The sequence below is a fragment of the Streptomyces sp. NPDC041068 genome, from assembly GCF_040647455.1.
Lineage (GTDB): Bacteria > Actinomycetota > Actinomycetes > Streptomycetales > Streptomycetaceae > Streptomyces.
Genome location: NZ_JBEZCG010000001.1, coordinates 11,551 through 30,910, shown reverse-complemented (window position 1 = coordinate 30,910; position 19,360 = coordinate 11,551). Strand labels below are relative to the sequence as shown.

General features: G+C 73.0%; 9 protein-coding genes. All 9 read right to left on the bottom strand.

Annotated elements, in window-relative coordinates; all coding sequences use genetic code 11:
* Window positions 1-9: 9 nt before the first annotated feature.
* Window positions 10-1,260, bottom strand: coding sequence for an ABC transporter permease (locus AB0B50_RS00050; RefSeq protein WP_362323074.1), 1,251 nt, complete (start codon window positions 1,258-1,260; stop codon window positions 10-12).
* Complete coding sequence (locus AB0B50_RS00045; protein WP_362324978.1) at window positions 1,257-1,988, bottom strand: ABC transporter ATP-binding protein; 732 nt, start codon at window positions 1,986-1,988, stop codon at window positions 1,257-1,259. The genes AB0B50_RS00050 and AB0B50_RS00045 overlap by 4 nt, the downstream gene beginning before the upstream one ends.
* A gap of 17 nt (window positions 1,989-2,005) precedes the next feature.
* On the bottom strand, window positions 2,006-3,304 hold the full coding sequence (locus tag AB0B50_RS00040; protein WP_362323071.1) for a peptidoglycan-binding protein: 1,299 nt from the start codon (window positions 3,302-3,304) through the stop codon (window positions 2,006-2,008).
* Window positions 3,305-3,378: 74 nt separating this feature from the next.
* Complete coding sequence (locus tag AB0B50_RS00035; protein WP_362323068.1) at window positions 3,379-3,993, bottom strand: hypothetical protein; 615 nt, start codon at window positions 3,991-3,993, stop codon at window positions 3,379-3,381.
* 155 nt (window positions 3,994-4,148) lie between these two features.
* A complete protein-coding gene (locus AB0B50_RS00030) occupies window positions 4,149-4,379 on the bottom strand; it encodes a ferredoxin (RefSeq protein WP_362323065.1) in 231 nt (76 codons plus the stop codon).
* A 20-nt stretch (window positions 4,380-4,399) separates the two neighbouring features.
* Complete coding sequence (locus AB0B50_RS00025; RefSeq protein ID WP_362323062.1) at window positions 4,400-5,602, bottom strand: cytochrome P450; 1,203 nt, start codon at window positions 5,600-5,602, stop codon at window positions 4,400-4,402.
* 12 nt (window positions 5,603-5,614) lie between these two features.
* On the bottom strand, window positions 5,615-6,727 hold the full coding sequence (locus tag AB0B50_RS00020; protein WP_362323059.1) for a cytochrome P450: 1,113 nt from the start codon (window positions 6,725-6,727) through the stop codon (window positions 5,615-5,617).
* Window positions 6,728-6,811: 84 nt separating this feature from the next.
* Entirely contained in the window at window positions 6,812-8,014 is a 1,203-nt protein-coding gene (locus AB0B50_RS00015; protein WP_362323056.1) for a cytochrome P450, read from the bottom strand.
* 49 nt (window positions 8,015-8,063) lie between these two features.
* On the bottom strand, window positions 8,064-19,340 hold the full coding sequence (locus AB0B50_RS00010) for an amino acid adenylation domain-containing protein (protein ID WP_362323053.1): 11,277 nt from the start codon (window positions 19,338-19,340) through the stop codon (window positions 8,064-8,066).
* Window positions 19,341-19,360 lie beyond the last annotated feature (20 nt).

The following is a 19,360-nucleotide window of genomic DNA, read 5'->3' as shown; positions in this document are numbered from 1 at the left end:
GACAAGTCCTCACGTCGTCGCCAGCGCCTCCGTAGGAGGCAGCCTCGCCGCTCGTACCGCCGGATAGAAGCCCGCGAGGCCGCCGATGACCAGCGTGGCTCCCACGCCGCCCGCCATCGCCCAGAACGGGACCACGGAGGGCCAGCCCTGGTAGGAGGCGTAGCCGCCGGTGACCGCGATGCCGAGGATCACGCCGCCGAGCCCGCCGAGCGCGGACAGGAGCAGGGCCTCGGCGAGGAACTGGGTGCGGATCTGGCCGCGGGTCGCGCCCTGGGAGCGGCGCAGGCCGATCTCGGAGCGGCGTTCGAGGACGGAGATGACCATGGTGTTGGCCACGCCGACACCACCCACGAGCAGGGCCACCCCGCCGAGGCCGAGCAGCAGTCCGCTGAGGGCGTCGTCGGTGGCTTCCTTGGCGGCCAGCGCGTCGGAGGGCCGGGAGACCGTGGTCTCGCTCGGGGTCTCCGGGTTGGTGGTGGCGCCGAGCACGCTCTGCACGTCGTTGACGTGCGCTTCCTCTGCGCGCGTGTAGATGGTGGTGGGGTACCCGTCGAAGCCCAGTTCCTGCTTCGCTTCGGTCCAGCCGACCAGCGCCGTCGAGTCCATCGAGGGCACGAGCTCATTGGGCGCGAGCAGGCCGATGACGGTGTACCAGCGCCCGCCGAGCCACACCTTCACGTCCGGTCCCGCCTTGTGCACGCCGAGCTGTTCGGCGGCCTTGGGGCCGAGGACGGTGGTCGGGTAGCGGCTGTTGGCGGCGTTGAGCCAGCGGCCGTCGACGACCTCGGCGCCGACGGACTTGGGCAGGTCGGTCCGCGCCGCGGCGACGCTGAGGCCGCCGGTCTCCTGCTTGGGCGTGCGGTCGTTGCGGTAGACCTTGGCGTCGGTCTTGCCGATGGCGGAGACCGACTCCACGTCGTCCATGTTGCCGATCATCTCGACCGACTCCGCGGGCAGATGAGCGGCGTCGCCGGAGAAGGACTGCCCGGGGGTGACGGTCAGGAGGTTGGTCCCGAGGGACTGGAGCCTGCGGTTGAGGTCCTCGGTGGACGACGTGGAGATGCCGACCACGCCGACCATGGCGGCGATGCCGATGGCGATGCCGAGCGCCGAGAGGAACACCCGCATCGGGCGCGAGCGCAGCCCGGAGCCGCCGACCCGCAGCACGTCCACCGGGTTCATCCGGGCGGGTTTGGGCGGCCGCGGCGGCTCCGTGTCCGCCGGCCGTTCCAGCTCCCTGATCGCGTTCGTCGCGCTCATCGCACGGCCTCCTCTGGCACCAGGAGTCGGGGGTCGCCGCCGTCGGGGCCGCCGGAGTCGTGCTCGATGAGGCCGTCCTTGACGCGTACCTCACGGGGCAGGGTCGAGGCGATGTCCCGGTCGTGGGTGATGACGACGACCGTCGTGCCGGCCTCGTGCAGTTCCTGGAGCAGCTCGATCACGATCGCGCCGGAGCGCGAGTCCAGTGCCCCGGTGGGCTCGTCCGCGAGGAGCAGCGGGGGGTCGCCGAGCACGGCCCGCGCGATGGCCACGCGCTGCTTCTCTCCGCCGGAGAGCTGGTGGGGCTGGTGGTAGAGGCGGTGGCCGAGGCCGACCCTGCGCAGCGCCTGCTCGGCGAGGTGGCGCCGTACGCCGCGCGGCCTGCCGCTGTACAGGAGTCCGTCCGCCACGCTGTCCAACGCCGGTATGCCGGAGGCCAGATGGAACTGCTGGAAGACGAACCCGATGGTGCCGGCCCGCAGCGCGGACAGCTCCCGGTCGCTCAGCGTGGCCACGTCGTGCCCGTCGATGCGCACCATGCCGGCCGTGGGTCGGTCCAGGGTGCCCATGATGTTGAGCATCGTGGACTTGCCCGAGCCCGAGGGGCCGACGATGGCGAGGAGTTCACCGCGCCGGATGACCAGGTCCGCGCCGCGCAGCGCGGCGACGTCCCCGTAGGTCTTGGATACCCCTGCCAGTTCGACCACGGGGCGGGCCGGTGCCGTCAACTCCGGTATCTGCGAGGTCACTTCGGGACCCCCACGACTGTTCCTTCCTTGATGCCGGATCCGGAGACCTCGACCTTGCTGTCGGCGAACATGCCGAGCTCGACCGGGCGGTGCTCGGTGCCGTTCGCCGTGACGACCTCCAGGGCGTAGCCGCCGCCCTCGCGCGCCACCAGGGCGTTGACGGGCACGACGAGCACGTCCTTGCGGGTCTCGGCCTTCAGGGTGACGTCGACTGCGGCGGCCTGGTAGCGGCCGAGCCCCTTCTGGTCCTTCACCGTCAACTCGACGGGCAGGGTGGGGTCTTCGTTGCCCGAGTCGCCGGAGCCGGAGTCCTCGGAGCCGCCCGATCCGGAGTCGCCCTTGGAGGTGGACGGCGTGCCGATGTCCGTGACCTCGGCCTGGACCGTCTTGTCGTCGGGGAGCGTGACCGTGGCCTTGGTGCCCTTCTCCACCAGGTCCTCGTACTGCACGTCCAGGTCGACGCCGATGATCCGCTCGGTGCCCGTCCAGGACAGCAGGGTCCCGCTCAGGGCGGCGCCGGGCGTGGCCTTCACGTCCGCGACGCGCCGTGCCCCGTCGGCCACCACGGCGTCGCCGGGCGTCACGGTGCCGGTCTCCTCGCGGTTCAGGTCGTCCTGCCACTTCTTCACCGCGGCGGCCGTCGACGCGTTGTACTCGTCGTCGACGGTGAACCCGTCGTACCCGAGGGCGCTGAGGTTCTTCTCCAGCATCTCGACGTCGGCGCCCTCGCTGCCCGACTTCAGGGTGCGGTACAGCGGGAAGGAGCCGTACAGGAGCGGGATCTTCTTCTGGTCGACGCGGTAGACGGTGTCGCCACGCTTGAGTACGGCGCCGTCCTCGGGCAGCCAGGTGACGGTGCCGCCGGAGGCATCGTCCTGCGCCGGCTGCCCGCCGCCCGAGGACTGGTCGCTGCCGGTGCCCGCCGCGGCGGCAGGTGCCTCGACGGTGGCCGCGTCGCCGTAGCCGAGGTTGCCGTCCACGGTCTCGCTGTCGGTCAGCGTGGTCCGCTCCACCTTCGCCGTCGCGGGCGGCCCGGAGGGGGCCGCGGCGCCGGATTCGTCGCCGTCGCCGCCGAGGGTCCCGGTGGCGGCGAGCCCCGCCGCCGCCGCGACGGCCGTCGCGGCAAGGACGATCAGGGAGGTGCGCAGTGGGCGGCGCTTGCGGCGGGGCGGTGCCTCCGCCGTGTCGCCGGACGGCTTCTCGGCCACGGCCTTCTCCTCGACCGCCGTCTCCAGCTCGGCCGCCGTCTCCTCCTCGACCGCGGTGTCGAGGGCGCCGGCCGTCTTCGTCGACACCTGTCCCGATGTACGACGCTCAAGGGCCCCGGGGGACTCGCTCGACAGGGCCGACCCGTCGGTCTCGTCCGGAGTCACTGTCCGCCACCCCCGGCGGGCCCGAACATGACGCCGCCGCCCGGGTACTTGCTCTGGCAGGTCTGCATGGCCTTGGTGAACGCGGAGTCCTGCGGGTTCACGCCCGCGGAGACGAGGTCGATGTTCATGGTCGAGCCGTTGATCTCGGGGTCGGGGAACTTCGGTACGCCGTTCTTGCGCAGGCACTTGGCCCAGGCCGCGACCTTGGCCGAGTCGAGGGCCTCACCGCCGCCCCCGGCGCCGCCGAGGCCCTGCGGCGCCTTGTCCTTGCAGGCCTCCTGGGCCTTCTTGAACGCGTCCGAGTTGGGGTCGGCCCCGTCATCGCCCGGCACCAGCTTGACGCCTCCGCTGTCCTGCTGCGGGTCGGGGAAGTCGGGAACTCCGTTGCTCCGCATGCACTTCGAGTAGGCAAGGGCCCGGTCGAAGGCGCTCGTCGGCGATGCCTCGTCGTCCTTCGACGCGGCGGAGGAATCGCCGGAGCAGCTCGTCAGGGCGGCCCCCGTGACGAAGACGGAGGCGGCCAGGAGGGCGGGAGCGATGACTCGCTTGTGTGCGGCTCGCTTGTGTGCGACTCGATTGCGCGCGGTCGCTCGCTTGTGTGTGAGGAACATGGATCCAACTTCTACGCGGCGGGCGGTCACACGGCGGACACAAAGCCCGGCGTCCGCACAGACCGCGCGTCACCAGCGGATTCGTGGCCGGGCATGCCGGACGGCCACGTGCCGTTCGCGCGTGGCCGTCACCGTCCCCCGGGTGTGGGACCCCTCTAGTTCTTCTGCTTCTGCCGCCCGTCCTGCGCGTCCCGTGTCAGCAGGGTGATCGCGCCGGTCGGGCACCTGGCGGCCGCGCCCCGTACCGCCGCGGCCGAACCTGCGTCGGGCAGCGGCGCCTTGACCAGGACCTTGCCGTCCTCGTCCGACTGGTCGAAGACGGCGGGCACGGTACTCATGCACAGACCGGAGCCCGCGCACCGGTCACGATCCACGCGTATCTCCATCCCCATCTCTCCTCTCACGCTCACCAGACCACCGGAAGCCGCTCCACTCCGTACGCGGTCGACCGGTCCCGGAACTCCACGTCCCGCGCGGGGATCGCGAGGCGCAGACCGGGGAAGCGGTGCAGCAACTGCCCGTAGGAGATGCGCAGTTCCATCCGGGCGAGGGCCGCTCCCAGGCAGTGGTGGATGCCGTGGCCGAAGGCGACGTGCGGCACGGGCTCACGGGTGACGTCCAACCGGTCGGGCCCGTCCACGAGCGCGGGGTCCCTGTTGGCCATGGGGATCGAGCAGACGAGGGTGTCCCCCGCCTTGATCCGTCTGCCGCCGAGCGTCATGTCCTCCAGCGCGGTGCGAGGCGTGGGGGCGTGCGGTACGGAGAGGTAGCGGAGGAGTTCCTCGATGGCCCGGTCCAGGGCCACGGGGTCGTCGCGGACCAGCGCGAGCTGGTCGGGGTGCTCCAGGAGCGCAAGGACGCCGAGGCCCAGCATCCCGGAGATGTTGTCGAGGCCCGCGAGCATCAACAGGACGCAGATGCCCCGCAGTTCCTTGTCGGTGAACTCGTCGCCGTGGTCGCGCACCAGCATGCCGATGAAGCCCTCGTCGGGGTCTCTGCGCTGCCGTGCCACCAGCGCGGCGAGGTAGCGGGTGAAGGCCGTCCCCGCGGCCGCCCGCGACCCCAGGTCCTTGCCGGTCTCCAGGTGGGCGTGGCAGCGGCGCAGGAAGTCGTCGCGGTCGTCGCGCGGCACCCCGATGAGTTCGCACAGCACGGGACCGGGGATGGCGGACGCGAACAGCTCCACCAGGTCGGCGGGTCGGCCCGCGCGCTCCACCACGTCGAGGCGCTCCGTGATGATCGTCTCGATGCCGGGCTGGAGTCTGCGCATCCGGCGGACGGTGAACTCGGGCGTGAGCATCTTGCGCAGCCGGGTGTGCTCGGGCGGGTCGTAGTCCATGAGCAGCCCGATGCCCTCGTCGGGGCGCTGGGCCGCGTCCCGTCCGCCCGGTGTCCGCGCGCCGAAGCGGCTGGTGGAGAACCGCACCTGGTCGCCGAGGACTTGGCGTACTTCGTCGTAGCCGGTGACCAGCCACAGCGGCCGTTCGCCGGCCCCGGGGGCCAGGCGCACCCGGCTGACGGGTCCTTCGGCGGACAGGCCGCGCAGCTCGTCGGCCGGGTCGAAGCGGGTGCGGCGGGTGTGCAGCGGGAGCGCGCTCTCGTGCGGCATGTCGTCGCTCCCCTACCAGGCCACCGGCAGCGACTCCACGGACTTCGCCGTGAAGCGCAGCTCGTCGCGTTCCACCGCGAGCCGCACCTTCGGGAAGCGGCGCAGCAGTTCCGAGATGGCGACCCGCAGCTCCATGCGGGCAAGCGACGCGCCCAGGCAGTAGTGCAGTCCGTGCCCGAAGGCCATGTGGCCGCTGTTGTCGCGGGTGATGTCCAGGGTGTCCTGGGGCTCTCCCGGCAGCCGGGTCCCGTTGGCCTCGAGGAGCGAACACGCCACGAACTCACCGGACTTGATGACGTGGTCGCCGATGGTCACGTCCTCCTTCGCGGTACGGGGCGAGGCGTGCGGGATGATCGTCACGCTGCGGATCACCTCCTCCACCGCGTGGTCGATCAGCTCGGGCCGCTCGATGAGCACGGCCAGTTGGTCGGGGTTCTCCAGGAGACCGACGAGGCCGAGCCCGAGGGTGCCGCCGGTGATCGGGATGAGCGAGGCGAGGAGCGTCGCGGCGGTGCCGGTCAGCTCCCCCTCGGTGAGGTTCGTCCCGTGCTTGCGGATCAGCCGGCCCAGCAGGTCGTCCCCGGGGTCGCGGCGTTTTTGCCGCATGAGCTTGCCCAGGTAGACGAGGTAGGCGGTGCCCGCCATGTCCCGCTGTTCCCGGTCGGGGTTGTCGACGCGGTTGGTGTCGAGGTGGCGGGCGAGCTCGGCCTGGTCGTCGCGCGGAATGCCGAGCATCGCGCAGCCGATCAGGCTCGTGGTGGGCCAGACGAAGTGCTGGACGAGGTCGACCGGTTGCCCGGCGCCTTCGAGGGCGTCGAGGCGGTCCTTCACGATGCCTTCGACGAGTGGTTCGAGCTCGCGGACCCGCCGGAGCGTGAACTCGGCCGTCAGCATCCGTCGCAGCCGGGTGTGCTCGGGCGGGTCGTACTGCAGCAGGTTGCCGGGCTGGAGGAGCCGCCGGGAGGCCTCGGCGGTGTCCGCGGGCGGCATGGTGCTGAACCGGTCGTCGCTGAGGATCGCCCGCACCTCGTCGTAGCCGTTGGCGATCCAGGCACGGTCCGAGGTCCCTGGCACGACGGTCTCGACGAGCGGCGCCTGATCAGGGTCCTTCAACGGCTTGGGCATGGACGGTCTCCTTTCCTGTACGAGCTCCTGTGCACGTTCCTGTACGGGCTCCCGCGCACGTTCCTGTACGGGCGCGGGTGGGGTTCACCAGGCCACCGGCAGCTCGTCCACTCCGTAGTTGGGCGTCCAGGTCCGGTACCTGAGCTGCTCGGGCGGCACCGCGAGACGCAGCTTCGGGAACCGGTGCAGCAGGGCCGGCAGGCCGATCCGCAGCTCCAGCCTGGCCAGCGAGGCGCCCAGGCAGTGGTGGATGCCGTGCCCGAAGGCCACGTGGCCGGTGCCGTCCCGGGTGATGTCGAGGGTGTCCTGCGACACCCCGGGCAGCCCCGCGCGGTTGACCGCGAGCATGGAGCACATCACCAACTCGCCTGTCCTGATGACCTGGTCGCCGACCTTTACGTCCTTGAGGGCGTAGCGCGGGATGGCGTTCGGCACGGACGAGACGTACCGCAGGAGCTCCTCCACCGCCTGGTCGGTCAGGTCCGGGCGCTCCAGGAAGAGGGCGAGCTGGTCGGGGTACTGGAACAGGGCGAGCGGGGCGAGGGCCAGCATGCCGCCGACGTTCTCGATGCTGGACCCCAGGAGGGTCGCGGCGGTGCCCGTCAGCTCCTCGTCGGTGATGTTGGTGCCGTGGTCGCGGATGAGCATGCCGAGCAGGTCGTCGCCGGGGTCGCGGCGCTTCTGCCGGACGAGCCTCCTCATGTACGTGACGTACGCGTTCCCCGCGGCCCGCTGCCGCTCACGCTCGCGGGGGTCGGTGCGCTGATCGCCGGCGCCCGCCCGGCTGGAGCTGAAGTTGCGGGCCAGGTCGGCCGCGTCGTCGCGGGGCACCCCGAGCAGGGCGCAGCCGACCAGGCCGGGGATGGGCATGGCGAAGGTGCGCATGAGGTCGGCGGGTTGCCCGGCGCTCTCCAGCGCGTCCAGGCAGTCCGCCACGATCTCCGCGACGAAGGGTTCGAGGCGGCGTATCCGCCGGACCGTGAACTCGGGCGCCAGCATCTTGCGCAGCCGGGTGTGGTCCGGCGGGTCGTACTGCAGGAGATTGCCGATCTCGACGTGTCCCGCGGCGCTGTTCATCTGGGTGGGCGGCGGCAGCATGCTGAACCGGTCGTCGCTGAGGATCGCCCGTACCTCGTCGTAGCCGGTGGCGAGCCAGTGCCAGCCCGTGAACGGCCCGTCGGCGTCGACTTGGACGAGCGGTGTCCGCGCGGTGATGTCCGCGAGTTCGGGCATCGGTTCTATGCCGTTCCTTCGCGTGTGCGCGGCGGTCTTCAGTCGCTTCGGCATTCGGGGGTCCTCCCGCTTTCCGTGTTCCGCGTCAGGGGCATGTCCGGATTCACTCCTTCACGGTGTTGCCGGGGTTGCCGGTGTCGCCGGTGTCGCCGGGTTCGTCGGCCGCCAGGAGCTTCGCCGAGAGGACGCGTGCGATGTCCGACGACGGTGCGGGCTGGAGCATGGTGAAGTGCGTCGCCGCGATCTCGTGCGCCTCGACGTTCCCCGCGACGAAGGGCTTCCAGCTCTCCCGCGCGACCGACACGGGCAGCCCCTCGGGGCGTTCCTGGGCCGCGATGAAGAGCAGCAGGTCGCCTCCGAGGCGGCGGGGCGTGTGGGTCGGGGTGATGCGGCCGAGGTTGGCGATCACGTCCCGCATGTTCGACCGCAGGCCTTCGTCCATGCCCTGGCCGACGTCCTGGCCGCTGGGCAGCCGCAGGTCGTCCATGGGCGTGGAGTCGTCGGCCTGGCCGGTCTCGGGCTGGCGGTAGTCGGCGCCGCCGGTGCCCTCGGGGTAGCCGTCGATCACCGCGACGAGCCGTACCTCTTCGCCCTGTTCCTCCAGGTGGGTCGCGACGGCCTGGGCGATCAGACCGCCGAGGGACCAGCCGAGGAGGTGGTAGGGGCCGGTGGGCTGGACGGTCCTGATCTGCTCGGCGTAGTCGGTCGCCATCTCCTCCATGGTCTGCGGCATGGGCTCGGGTTCGGCGAGCCCGCGGGCCTGCACGCCGTGCACGGGCAGGTCCTGCGGCAGGTGCCGCAGCAGTGCCGCGTAGGCCCAGCTCAGTCCCGTACCGGTGTGGATGCAGAACAGCGGGCGACGGCTGCCCCTCGGGCGCAGCGGCAGCAGGATCTCCAGGTCGCCGTGGTCCGTTCCGGCGTGGCGTGCCGACCGGGCGCCCGCCTTGACGTCCCGGCTCTTGCCGCGCAGGGCGAGCAGGCCCGTGGCCGTCCGCTTCGCGCGCTCCCCGGTGCGCAGCATCCGCTCGCCGTCGGCCCCGAAGGGGCAGGCGACGAACCGCTCGCCGGTCGGGACCGGTCCGTCCGCGTACCCGCGCGCCAGCGCGGATCCCGCGACGTACAGGTCGCCGGTGCCGCCGGGCGGGACCGGGCGCAGGAAGTCGTCCAGGACGTAGGCGCGGGTGCCGGGCAGCGGGCGTCCCGCGGGGGCCTCGGCCGGCAGGGGTGCGCCGGCCGCGGTCCTGTGGGCGAGCCACGCGCCCGCGGTCTCGGCGGTGCCGTGCACGCTGAGGAGCGCGGACCGCGGGTTGCGGCCGAGCCAGTCCCGGGTGTCGCCCACGGTCGTCGCCCCGGTGTCGTCCGCCACGGTGACCGAGGTGAACCGCGGTTCTCCGTCGGCCTGTTCGGGGAGCGTGGGCAGCAACTCGCGGGTGGTGACGAGGCGTTGTGAGCGGTCCGGTGTCGTGTCCTGGTCGGGCACCGCCAGCCGGACGCTGCCGCCTTCGCACAGGGCGGACAGCAGCGGCGTCATGAGCGCGGAGACAGGGGCGCGTACGTCGAGGACGGTCACCGCCCGGCCTGTCGGCGCGACCCGCATCCGGTGCGCGGTCTGGTCGAGGAGCGTCCGGTGGTCGACGACCGCGCCCGCGAGGGAGCCGTCGGCGCCGCCGGGTGCGGTGGCGGGGAGCACGAGCGCCGCCTGTCCGGGCAGTGGCAGCCGTCCGGGCGAGCCGTTGCCCGCGCGCCCGGCGTCCGCTCCGCTCGCCCCCACCGTCCGCAGGCCGTCGAGCAGCACCATCGGCACCGTGACGCCGTCGGACAGGAGCGGGGCCATGCCCACGTCGCAGACCAGGGCCTCCGGATTGGCGCGGCGCATGCAGGACGCGATGTCCTCCATGGGCCGGTTGGGGTCGGCGAACAGGCAGGCGGCACCGGACTTGAGCACCCCGAGCAGCGCGACGAAGAGTGCGGACGTGGGTGGCAGCGCCACAAGGACCACGTCCTCCGCGCCGATCCCCCGCTCCGCGAGACGGCGGGCCAGCTGTCCGGCCGCGGCGTCGAGCACGCCGTGGGTGAGCGGTGCGTGCCGGTCGGCGACGGCAGGGGCGTCCGGGTGCAGCGCAGCCTGTTCGGCGAGGAGGGCCACGACGGTGCCGACGGTGCCGTCCAATGCCTCCGGCGCCGTGTCGTTCCAGGCCTCGGCGTCGTTCCAGGCCTCGACGGCTTCGCGGCGCTCGGCCGGGTCGAGCAGGACGTCCACCTGGCTCAGGCGCAGCGTCGGGTCGGCGGCGACCTGTTCCAGGACGCGGACGAACCGCCGCGCGAACGCGGTGACGGTCGGCCGGTCGAAGAGCTCGACGGCGTACCGGACGGTCCCGTCGACACCGCTGGGCCTGCCCTCGACGCCGTGCCGCTCGGTGAGACCGATCGCCAGGTCCAGTTCGCCCGCCGGTGCGCCCATGGGCAGCCGGGTGGTGCTCAGGCCCGGCAGCTCCGGCGACTCCCACACCTCAGCCGCGTCGCCGTGCACTTCGAGCAGGACCTGGAACACGGGGTGCCGTGTCGCGGCGGCGGGCAGCGCGAGGGTGTCCACGAGGCGCGCGAACGGCACGTCCGGGTTCTGTACCGCCCGCTGGTACATGTCCCGTGCCCTGCCGAGCAGTTCGCGGAACGTGGGGTCGCCGGAGACGTCCGTGCGCAGGGCGAGCGGGTCCGCGAAGGGGCCCACCAGGCCGTCCAGGTCGCCCTCCTCGTCGCGCAGCGGAAGCACCGTGCCGAGGGTGACGTCGGGTCCGGCGCCGAGCCCGGAGAGCAGCAGGCTGAGCGCGGCCTGGAGCACCATGAAGAGCGTGGCTCCGTCGGCCTCCGCCGCCTCCATCAGCCGGGCGTGCGTGTCGCCGTCGAGGACGAGCGGCACCGCGTCGGCCCGGTGCGAGGCGACCTGCGGACGCGGCCTGTCGGTCGGCAGCTCCAGCTCCTCGCCGAGACCGGCGAGGGCCTTCTTCCAGTAGGCGAACTGTTCGCCGATGAGGCTGTCCGGGTCCTGCTCGTCCTGGAGCATCTCGCGCTCCCACAGCGCGTAGTCGGCGAACTGCAGGGGCAGCGGGGCCCGTTCGGGGGTCCGGCCCTCCCTGCGTGCGCCGTACGCCGCCGCCAGGTCGCGCACCAGGACGATCAGCGACGCGTCGTCGGTCGCGATCCGGTGCACCACCATCAGCAGCACGTGCTCGGTCTCCGAGAGTGCGAACAGGCGGCTCACCCAGGGCGTCTCCCGGGTGAGGTCGAACTCGTACCCGGCGTGGTCGGTCAGCAGCCGCGGCAGGTCCTCCTCGGTCGCCGGTGTCACCGGCAGGGCGGGCCGGACCTCGTCGACGTCCTGGACGCGCTGGCACGGCTCGGCGCCCTCGTCGGCCGTGAAGAGCGAGCGCAGGAGGTCGTGCCGAGCGGCGACGTCCCCCAGGGCGGCCTGGAGCGCGTCGCGGTTCAGCTTGCCGTTGAGGCGCAGCGCGACCGAGGCACGCCGGGCCGCGGAGCCGGGGTTCTCCCGCTCCTGGTGCCACACGCGGCGCTGGGCCGCGGTGAGGGGGATGTCGTCGGGGTGGTCGACGGGCCGCAGCTCCGGGAGCTCCTTGGAGGTGAGCAGCCGGGCGACACCGAGGGGCGTGGAGGCGCCGAAGAAGCGCCGCATGCTCAGCTCGATGCCGAACTCCTCGCGGACCCGCGCGGCCAGGCGCATCGCGAGGCCCGAGTCGCCGCCGAGGTCGAAGAAGTTGTCGTCGACGCCCACCCGTTCGAGGTCCAGGATCTCCGCGAACAGTGCGCAGAGCCTGGCCTGGGTCTCATTTTCCGGCTCGCGTCCCGAGACGCGTCCCGCGAAGTCCGGGGCGGGCAGCGCCCTGCGGTTGACCTTTCCGTTGCGCGTCAGCGGCAGCTTCTCCAGGACCACGACCGCGACCGGGACCATGTACTCGGGCAGGACGCCCGCCAGGTGCTCGCGGACCGCCTGCACGTCCACGTCCGTGTCCTCGGCGTCGGGCACGACGTAGCCGATGAGCCGCTTCTCCCCCGGCCGGTCCTCCCGCACGATCGCCACGGCCTGACGGACCCCGTCGTACGAGGCGAGCGCGGCCTCGACCTCGCCCAGCTCCACGCGGAAGCCACGGATCTTCACCTGCTCGTCCGCGCGCCCGGCGAACAGCAGCTGCCCGTCGGCCGTCCAGCGGGCCAGGTCCCCGGTGCGGTACATCCGCCCGCCGCCGGCGAACGGGCATGCCACGAAGCGTTCGGCGGTCAGGTCGGGACGGCCCACGTAGCAGCGCGCCACACCGGGCCCGGCGATGTACACCTCGCCGATCACGCCCGGCGCGACCGGCTGGAGGAAGCCGTCCAGGACATAGGTGCGTACGTTGCCGAGCGGGCGCCCGATCGGCGGCGGCTGGTGCTCGGAGCGGATGTCCTCGTCCACGCGTCCCGCGGTGGCCATGACGGTCGCCTCGGTGGGGCCGTAGGTGTTCCAGATGCGCGCCTGCGGGGTCCAGCGGCTGGCCAGGTCGGCGGTCATCAGCTCGGCGCCGAGGACCCAGTTCTCCACCCCGGTGACGGCGTCCGGGTCCAGGAGGCCGAGGAGTGAGGGCACCACGCTCGCGGTGCTCACCCCGGCGGCCTCGATCATCTCGGCCAGCGCGCCCGGCTCCGCCCGCTCCTGGCCCGAGGCGACGGCCAGTGTGCCCCCGCCCGCCAAGGTCACCGCCACGTCCAGCACGGCCGCGTCGAAGCTGAACGACGCGAACTGCAGCACGACCACGCCCTCGGCCACGCCCAGCGCGGGACGCATCACCTCGGCCAGGTTCGCGACGCCACCGTGCGCCACGGCCACGCCCTTGGGGCGCCCCGTCGAGCCCGATGTGTAGATCACGTACGCGAGTTGGTCCGGCAGGACGTGGGTGCCGAGCGGCTCCGCGGACTGTGCCGCGACCGTCCGGACGGTCTCCACCTCGTCGAGCAGTACGAAGCGACTCGCCCCGGCAGGGATGCCGTCCAGGGACTCACCGGCGCCGATGACGACGTCCGCTCCGCTGTCCTCGATCACGTAGCCGAGGCGGTCGGCCGGGTACTCGGGGTCCAGCGGAACGAACGCCCCGCCCGCCTTCCACACCGCCAACTCACCCACGACCATGTCCACCCCACGCGGCAGGCACAGACCCACCCGCGACTCCGGACCGACCCCGAGACCCACCAGGTGCCGAGCCAGACGATTCGCCCGCGCCTCCAACTCCCCGTACGACACCGCGTCCTCGCCGCCGCGCACGGCCACCAGGTCCGGCGAGCGGTCCGCCCGCTCCGTGAACAGCTCGGGCACCAGTGCGTGCGGGGCGCTCGCCACCGCGGCGTTCCAGCCCTCGGTCACCAGCGTCCGTTCCGCGTCGCCCGTCAGCGCGATCCGGCTGACCGCGAGCGAGGGGTCGGCCGCCATCTGCCTCAGGGCCCGCAGCAGCCGGTCGAGCAGGGCGCGGGCCGCCCGCTCCTCGAAGACGTCCGTGCGGTAGGTCAGCCGCATGCGCAGCCCGCCGAGCGGGTCCACCACCAGGCCGAGCGGGTAGTTGATGGACTCCCGCATCCCCGCCTCGGTGAAGCGGAGGCCCGCCGGTTCGGCCTCGCGCGTGCCCCCGCCGGAGCCGTCCGGCGCGTCTGTGCCCGAGGGGAAGCTCTCGAACGCCATGAGGGAGTCGAAGGTGGCGCCGGGCCCCGCGACGCGCTGGATGTCGCCCAGGCTCAGGTACTGGTGGTCCATCAGCGCCGACTGCCGCGCCTGGACGTCCGCGAGGACCTCCGCGACGGTCTGCGGCGGCTCGAACCGCACCCGTACCGGGACGGTGTTGATGAAGAGCCCCAGCATGTCCTCCATGCCCGGCAGGTCCGCGGGCCTGCCCGCCACCGACGCGCCGAACACGACGTCCTGGCGCCCGGCCAACTGGCCGACGACCAGCGCCCAGGCGGCCTGGACCACCGTGTTCAGCGTCACGTCATGGGTGCGGGTCAGCTCGCCGAGCGCCGCGTCGAGCGCGGGCCCGGCGACGGCGAAGACCTCCTGGGAGTCGCCGTCCGGCCTGACCGTCGTGCCGGGCGTCACCGGGACGACCAGCGTCGGCTCCTCGGCCCCTGCCATCTCCTCGCGCCACGCCTCCTGCGCCGCCTCCTTGTCCTGGCGCGACAGCCAGGAGAGGTAGTCGCGGTACGGGGTCACGGGGGGCAGCCCCTCGGCGGTGCTCCCGGCTTCGTAGCAGGCCCACAGCTCGCGCCGCAGCACCGGCAACGACCAGCCGTCCAGGACGATGTGATGCAGCGTCACCATCATCCGGTAACGGTCCTGGCCGGTCTTGACCAGGAGCACCTTCAGCAGCGGCGGCTTGGCCAGGTCGAAGCCCTTGGTCCGCTCGTCCGTGCCGATCCGCTCCGACTCCTCCCAGGCGGCCTCCTCGTCGAGGTCCGAGAGGTCCTCCTCCCGCCACGGCAGGACGACCTTCGGCATGACGATCTGGACGGCCTGCCCGGACCCGGCCACCTGCCGGAAGCCCACGCGCAGGCTGGCGTGCCGGTCGAGGACCGACTGCCAGGAGGCGCGCAGCACTTCGGTGTCCAGCGGCCCTTCCAGGCCGAGGACCATCTGCTCCACGTACACGTCCGGACCCTCGTCCGCGAACATCGAGTGGAACAGGAGGCCTTCCTGCAGCGGCGAGAGCGGCCAGATGTCGGCGAGGTCGGGCGCCGCGTCCTCCAGCTTCTCGACCTGCTTCTGGGTGAGCGCGACCAGCGGGAAGTCGGAGGGGGTGTGGCCGCCCGCGGTGGGCTCCTCCACATGGGTGGCGAGGCCCTTCAGCATCGCCGCCCAGGCCTCGACGAGGCCGCGTGCCGCCGTCTCGTCCAGGAGGTGTTCCGGGCAGGCCAGGGTCAGCGTGAGCCGCGGTCCTCCTTCGACGTCGTGGACGGCGCCGACGACCTCCAGGGGGTGGGTGACCGGCAGCCGGCCGTCGGCGGGCTCGACCGCGGTGGCCCGCTCGTCGTCCGCCGGTGCGCCGGGGACGCGGCCCAGGTAGGTGAAGCCGACCCGGGCGGTGGGCAGGGCGGCGAGCTGCTGCGCGGTCTCGCGGTTGAGGTGGCGCAGCAGGCCGTGGCCGAGGCCGTCGCCGGGGACCGCCCGCAGCTGTTCCTTGACGCGTTTCACGGCCTCGCCCGCGGCCGGGCCGCCGAAGAGGATGTCCTCGAAGTCGGCGTCGCCCGCGTCCAGGCGCACCGGGTGGGTGCCGGTGAACCAGCCGACCGTGCGGGAGAGGTCCATGCCCTCGGTCAGCTCCACCCGGCCGTGTCCCTCCACGTCCACCAGGAAGCCGCCCGGCGGGTCCTCGCCGTCGCGCCACTGCGCGACCGCGGCGGCCAGACCGGTCAGGAGCACGTCGTCGACGCCCGCGTGGAACGCGGCGGGCACACCGGTCAGCAGGGCCGAGGTGACGGGGACCGGCAGCGTCACCGAGACCCGCCGCACGGTGGCCGCGACATCGCGAGCCGGATCGGCGGGCACCGCGGTCAGCTGCGGGTCGGGGCCTTGGAGCAGCTCGGTCCACCGTTCCAGTTCCGCCGTCCGCTCCGCGCTGTCGGCCTGCTCGGCCAGGGCGCGCGCCCAGTGCCTGAACGACGTGGGGACGGGCTCCAGTTCGGGCTTGCGGTCGGCGGCGAGCGCCGCGCAGGCCTGTTCGAGGTCGGGCAGCAGGATCCGCCACGACACCGCGTCCATCACGAGGTGGTCGACGACCACGACGAGCCGTCCGGCGGTGTCGGGGCCCTGGTCGAGCCAGACCACCTGCAGCATGACGCCGGCCCGCGGGTCGAGGCGCTCGACCGCCGCCCGGGTCTGCTCGGCGATCGTCCGCGGCAGTTCGTCGGCGGGTATCGCGGCGGCGTCGACGCGGCGCACCCACGATCCGGCGGGTGCGGTGCCGGGTCCTGACACGACGAGCCGCGCCTCCGGTTCCGTCACGAGCCGCGCGCGCAGGACGTCGTGGTGGTCGACCACGGCCCGCACGGCGTCGGCCAGCGTCTCGGGACGCAGGGCTGCCGGGGCCTCGACCACGGCGGACTGGACGACCCTGCCGACGTCGTCGGCGCCGACGCGTGCGATCAGTTCGTGCATGACGGGTGTGAGCGGCACCTCGCCGGTGCCGGGGTCGCCGCTGACGGCCGCGGTGTCGGACGGCACGGCCACGAGGGCGAGGGCGGCCGGGGTGCGGTGCTCGAAGACCTGGCGCGCGGTGATCGCGAGGCCCGCGCGGCGGGCGGCGGACACCAGCATCATCGACAGGATCGAGTCGCCGCCGAGGGCGAAGAAGGAGTCGTCGGCGCCGACCCGTTCGACGCCGAGCGCCTCGGCGAACAGCCCGCACAGGACCGACTCGACGGGCGTGTGGGGGTCCCTGCCGCCCCGCACGGCGCGTTCGGGCGCGGGCAGCGCGGCGGGGTCGAGCTTGCCGTTGACCGTGAGCGGCAGCGCGTCCAGGACGACCACCGTGGCGGGCACCATGTACTCGGGCAGCCGGGCGCCCACGAACGCGCGCAGTGCCTCGGGGTCGATCGCGCCGTCGATGCCCTCGGCCTCGGCGGCGGCGTCCGTGACGGGCACGACGTACGCGACGAGCCGCTTGTCGCCGGGCAGGTCCTCGCGGGCGATCACCGCGGCCTGGCCCACCGCGGCGTGTCCGGCGAGCACCGCCTCGACCTCGCCGGGCTCGACGCGGAACCCGCGCAGCTTCACCTGCTCGTCGGCCCGTCCGGCGAACACCAGCTGTCCGTCGGTGGTCCAGCGGGCGAGGTCCCCGGTGCGGTACATCCGTCCGCCCGCGCCGAACGGGCAGGCCACGAAGCGTTCCGCGGTCAGCTCGGGCCGTCCCGTGTAGCCGCGTGCCACGCCGGGCCCCGCGACGTACAGTTCGCCGGTCACGCCGGGCGGCACCGGACGCAGGAAGCCGTCGAGCACGTACGTCCGCATGTTGCCGAGCGGGCGTCCGATCGGCGGCGGTTCGTCGTGCGATCCGATGCCGGTGTCCACCGGGCCGACGGTGGCCATGACGGTCGCCTCGGTGGGGCCGTAGGTGTTCCACACGCGCGCCTGCGCGGTCCAGCGGCTCGCCAGGTCGGCGGTCAGGAGCTCGCCGCCGAGCACCCAGTTGCGTACGCCTGGCACGTCCTGGGGGTCCAGGACGCGCAGCACCGACGGCACGACGCTGGCCGCTGCGACGCCCGTCTCGCGGATCATCCCCGTCAGCGCGGCGGGCTCGGTGCGCTCCTCGGCCGAGGCGACGGCGAGGGTCGCTCCGGAGGCCAGGGCGACCGCCACGTCGAGGACGGATCCGTCGAAGCTGAAGGAGGCGAACTGCAGCATGACCACGCCCGCGCGCAGGTCCAGGGCGGGCCGCATCGACTCCGCGAGGTTGACCACGCCGTGGTGCGCGAGGGCCACGCCCTTGGGGCGTCCCGTGGAGCCCGAGGTGTAGATGACGTAGGCGAGTTGGTCGGACAGGACGGTCACGCCAGGCCGTTCGGCGGGCTGCGCGGCGACGGCCCGCTCGGTCTCCGTGTCGTCGAGGCGCACGACGCGTGCCGTGCCGACCGCTACGTCCGCGAGCGCGTCACCGGTGCCGAGGACGACCTCGGCGGCGCTGTCCTCGATCACGTAACCGAGGCGGTCGGCCGGGTACTCGGGGTCCAGCGGGACGAACGCCCCGCCCGCCTTCCACACCGCCAACTCGGCCACGACCATGTCGATCCCGCGCGGCAGGCACAGACCCACCCGGCCCTCACGGCCGACACCCAGGCCCACCAGATGCCGGGCGAGACGGTTGGCCCGCGCGTCCAACTCCCCGTAGGACAGGGCGTCGACGCCGTGTCGTACCGCGATGGCGTCGGGCGATCGGCCCGCCCACTCCTCGAAGGCCTCCACGACCGAACCCGCGGGCACCGGACGCCCGGTGGCGTTCCACCGCTCCACGACCCGGGTCCGCTCGGCCCGGTCGAGTACGTCGATGTCGCCGACCCGGGCCGAAGGGTCGGCCGCGATCCTCTCCAGGACCCGCACGAACCGCGCGAGGATCGACTCCGCGGCGGCGCGGTCGAACAGGTCGGGGCGGTGGTCCAGCTTGAAGCGCATCCGGTCGCCGCCCGGGACGGCGACGAGCGTGAGCGGGTAGTGCGAGGCATCGCGCGAAGCGCCCGCGGGGCTGAGGGAGACGGTGTCGGGTCCGGGGATCGGCCCGGCCGGGGGCAGCGGGTAGTTCTCGTACAGCACGAGGGTGTCGAACACGGCCGCGGGCCCCGCGAGCTTCTGGACCTCGGCGAGTCCGACGTGCTGATGCGGCAACAGTCCGGACTGGCGCTCCTGGAGCCGGGCCAGCATCTCGGCGACCGGCTGGCCGCCGTCCAGCGGCACCCGTACCGGCAGCGTGTTGATGAAGAGGCCGACCATCGACTCCACGCCGGGCAGTTCGGCGGGCCGTCCCGCGACGGTCGCGCCGAACACCACGTCCGTACGACCGGCGAGGCGCGCGAGGAGCAGCGCCCACGCGCCCTGCACCACGGTGTTGAGCGTGAGGCCCTTGCCGCGCGCCAACTCGGCCAGGGCGTCGGTGAGTTCGCGGGAGACGGTGGTGTGGGCCTGTTCCGGCAGCAGGGGCATGCGGCCGGGGTCGGCCGGTGCCACGAGCGTGGATCCGTCGACCCCGGCGAGCTCGGCCCGCCACGCCGCCGACGCCGCCTCCTTGTCCTGGCGCGAGAGCCACGCCACGTATGCGCCGTACGGCGCCACGCGTCCCAGCGTGGCGGTGTCGCCGCCCGCCGCGTACGTCGCCTGCAGCTCGCCCAGGAGGACCGGCATCGACCAGCCGTCGAGCAGGATGTGATGGAGCGTCATGACAAGGCGGTGCCGGTTGTCGCCGAGCTTGACGAGCAGGAGCCTGAGCAGCGGCGGGACCGCGAGGTCGAACCGCTCGGCCCGCTCCTGCGCACAGAGCCGGTCGACCTCGGCGAGGGCGTCGGCCTGGTCGAGGCCGGAGACGTCCGCCTCGCTCCAGGGCAGGACGACCTCGCGCGGAATGACCTGCACCATGTGCGCGCCGGTGACGGGCCTGAAGCAGGCCCGCAGCGCGGCGTGCCTGCTCAGCAGGGCCTCCCACGACGCCCGCAGCCGATCCGTGTCCACGGGGCCGTTGACGTCCACTGCCGACTGCACGGTGTAGACGTCCGGGCCGTGGTCGTCGAAGGAGGCGTGGAACAACATCCCCTCCTGCAACGGCGAGAGGGGCCACACGTCCTCGACGAGGGATCGGGGTCGGGTCATCGTTCTGTCTCCTCACAACG

Coding starts and splice junctions, on each gene's coding strand:
- AB0B50_RS00035 (WP_362323068.1), bottom strand. CDS start 3,993: ATGTTCCTCACACACAAGCGAGCGACCGCGCGCAATCGAGTCGCACAC.
- AB0B50_RS00030 (WP_362323065.1), bottom strand. CDS start 4,379: ATGGAGATACGCGTGGATCGTGACCGGTGCGCGGGCTCCGGTCTGTGC.
- AB0B50_RS00010 (WP_362323053.1), bottom strand. CDS start 19,340: ATGACCCGACCCCGATCCCTCGTCGAGGACGTGTGGCCCCTCTCGCCG.
- AB0B50_RS00015 (WP_362323056.1), bottom strand. CDS start 8,014: ATGCCGAAGCGACTGAAGACCGCCGCGCACACGCGAAGGAACGGCATA.
- AB0B50_RS00025 (WP_362323062.1), bottom strand. CDS start 5,602: ATGCCGCACGAGAGCGCGCTCCCGCTGCACACCCGCCGCACCCGCTTC.
- AB0B50_RS00050 (WP_362323074.1), bottom strand. CDS start 1,260: ATGAGCGCGACGAACGCGATCAGGGAGCTGGAACGGCCGGCGGACACG.
- AB0B50_RS00020 (WP_362323059.1), bottom strand. CDS start 6,727: ATGCCCAAGCCGTTGAAGGACCCTGATCAGGCGCCGCTCGTCGAGACC.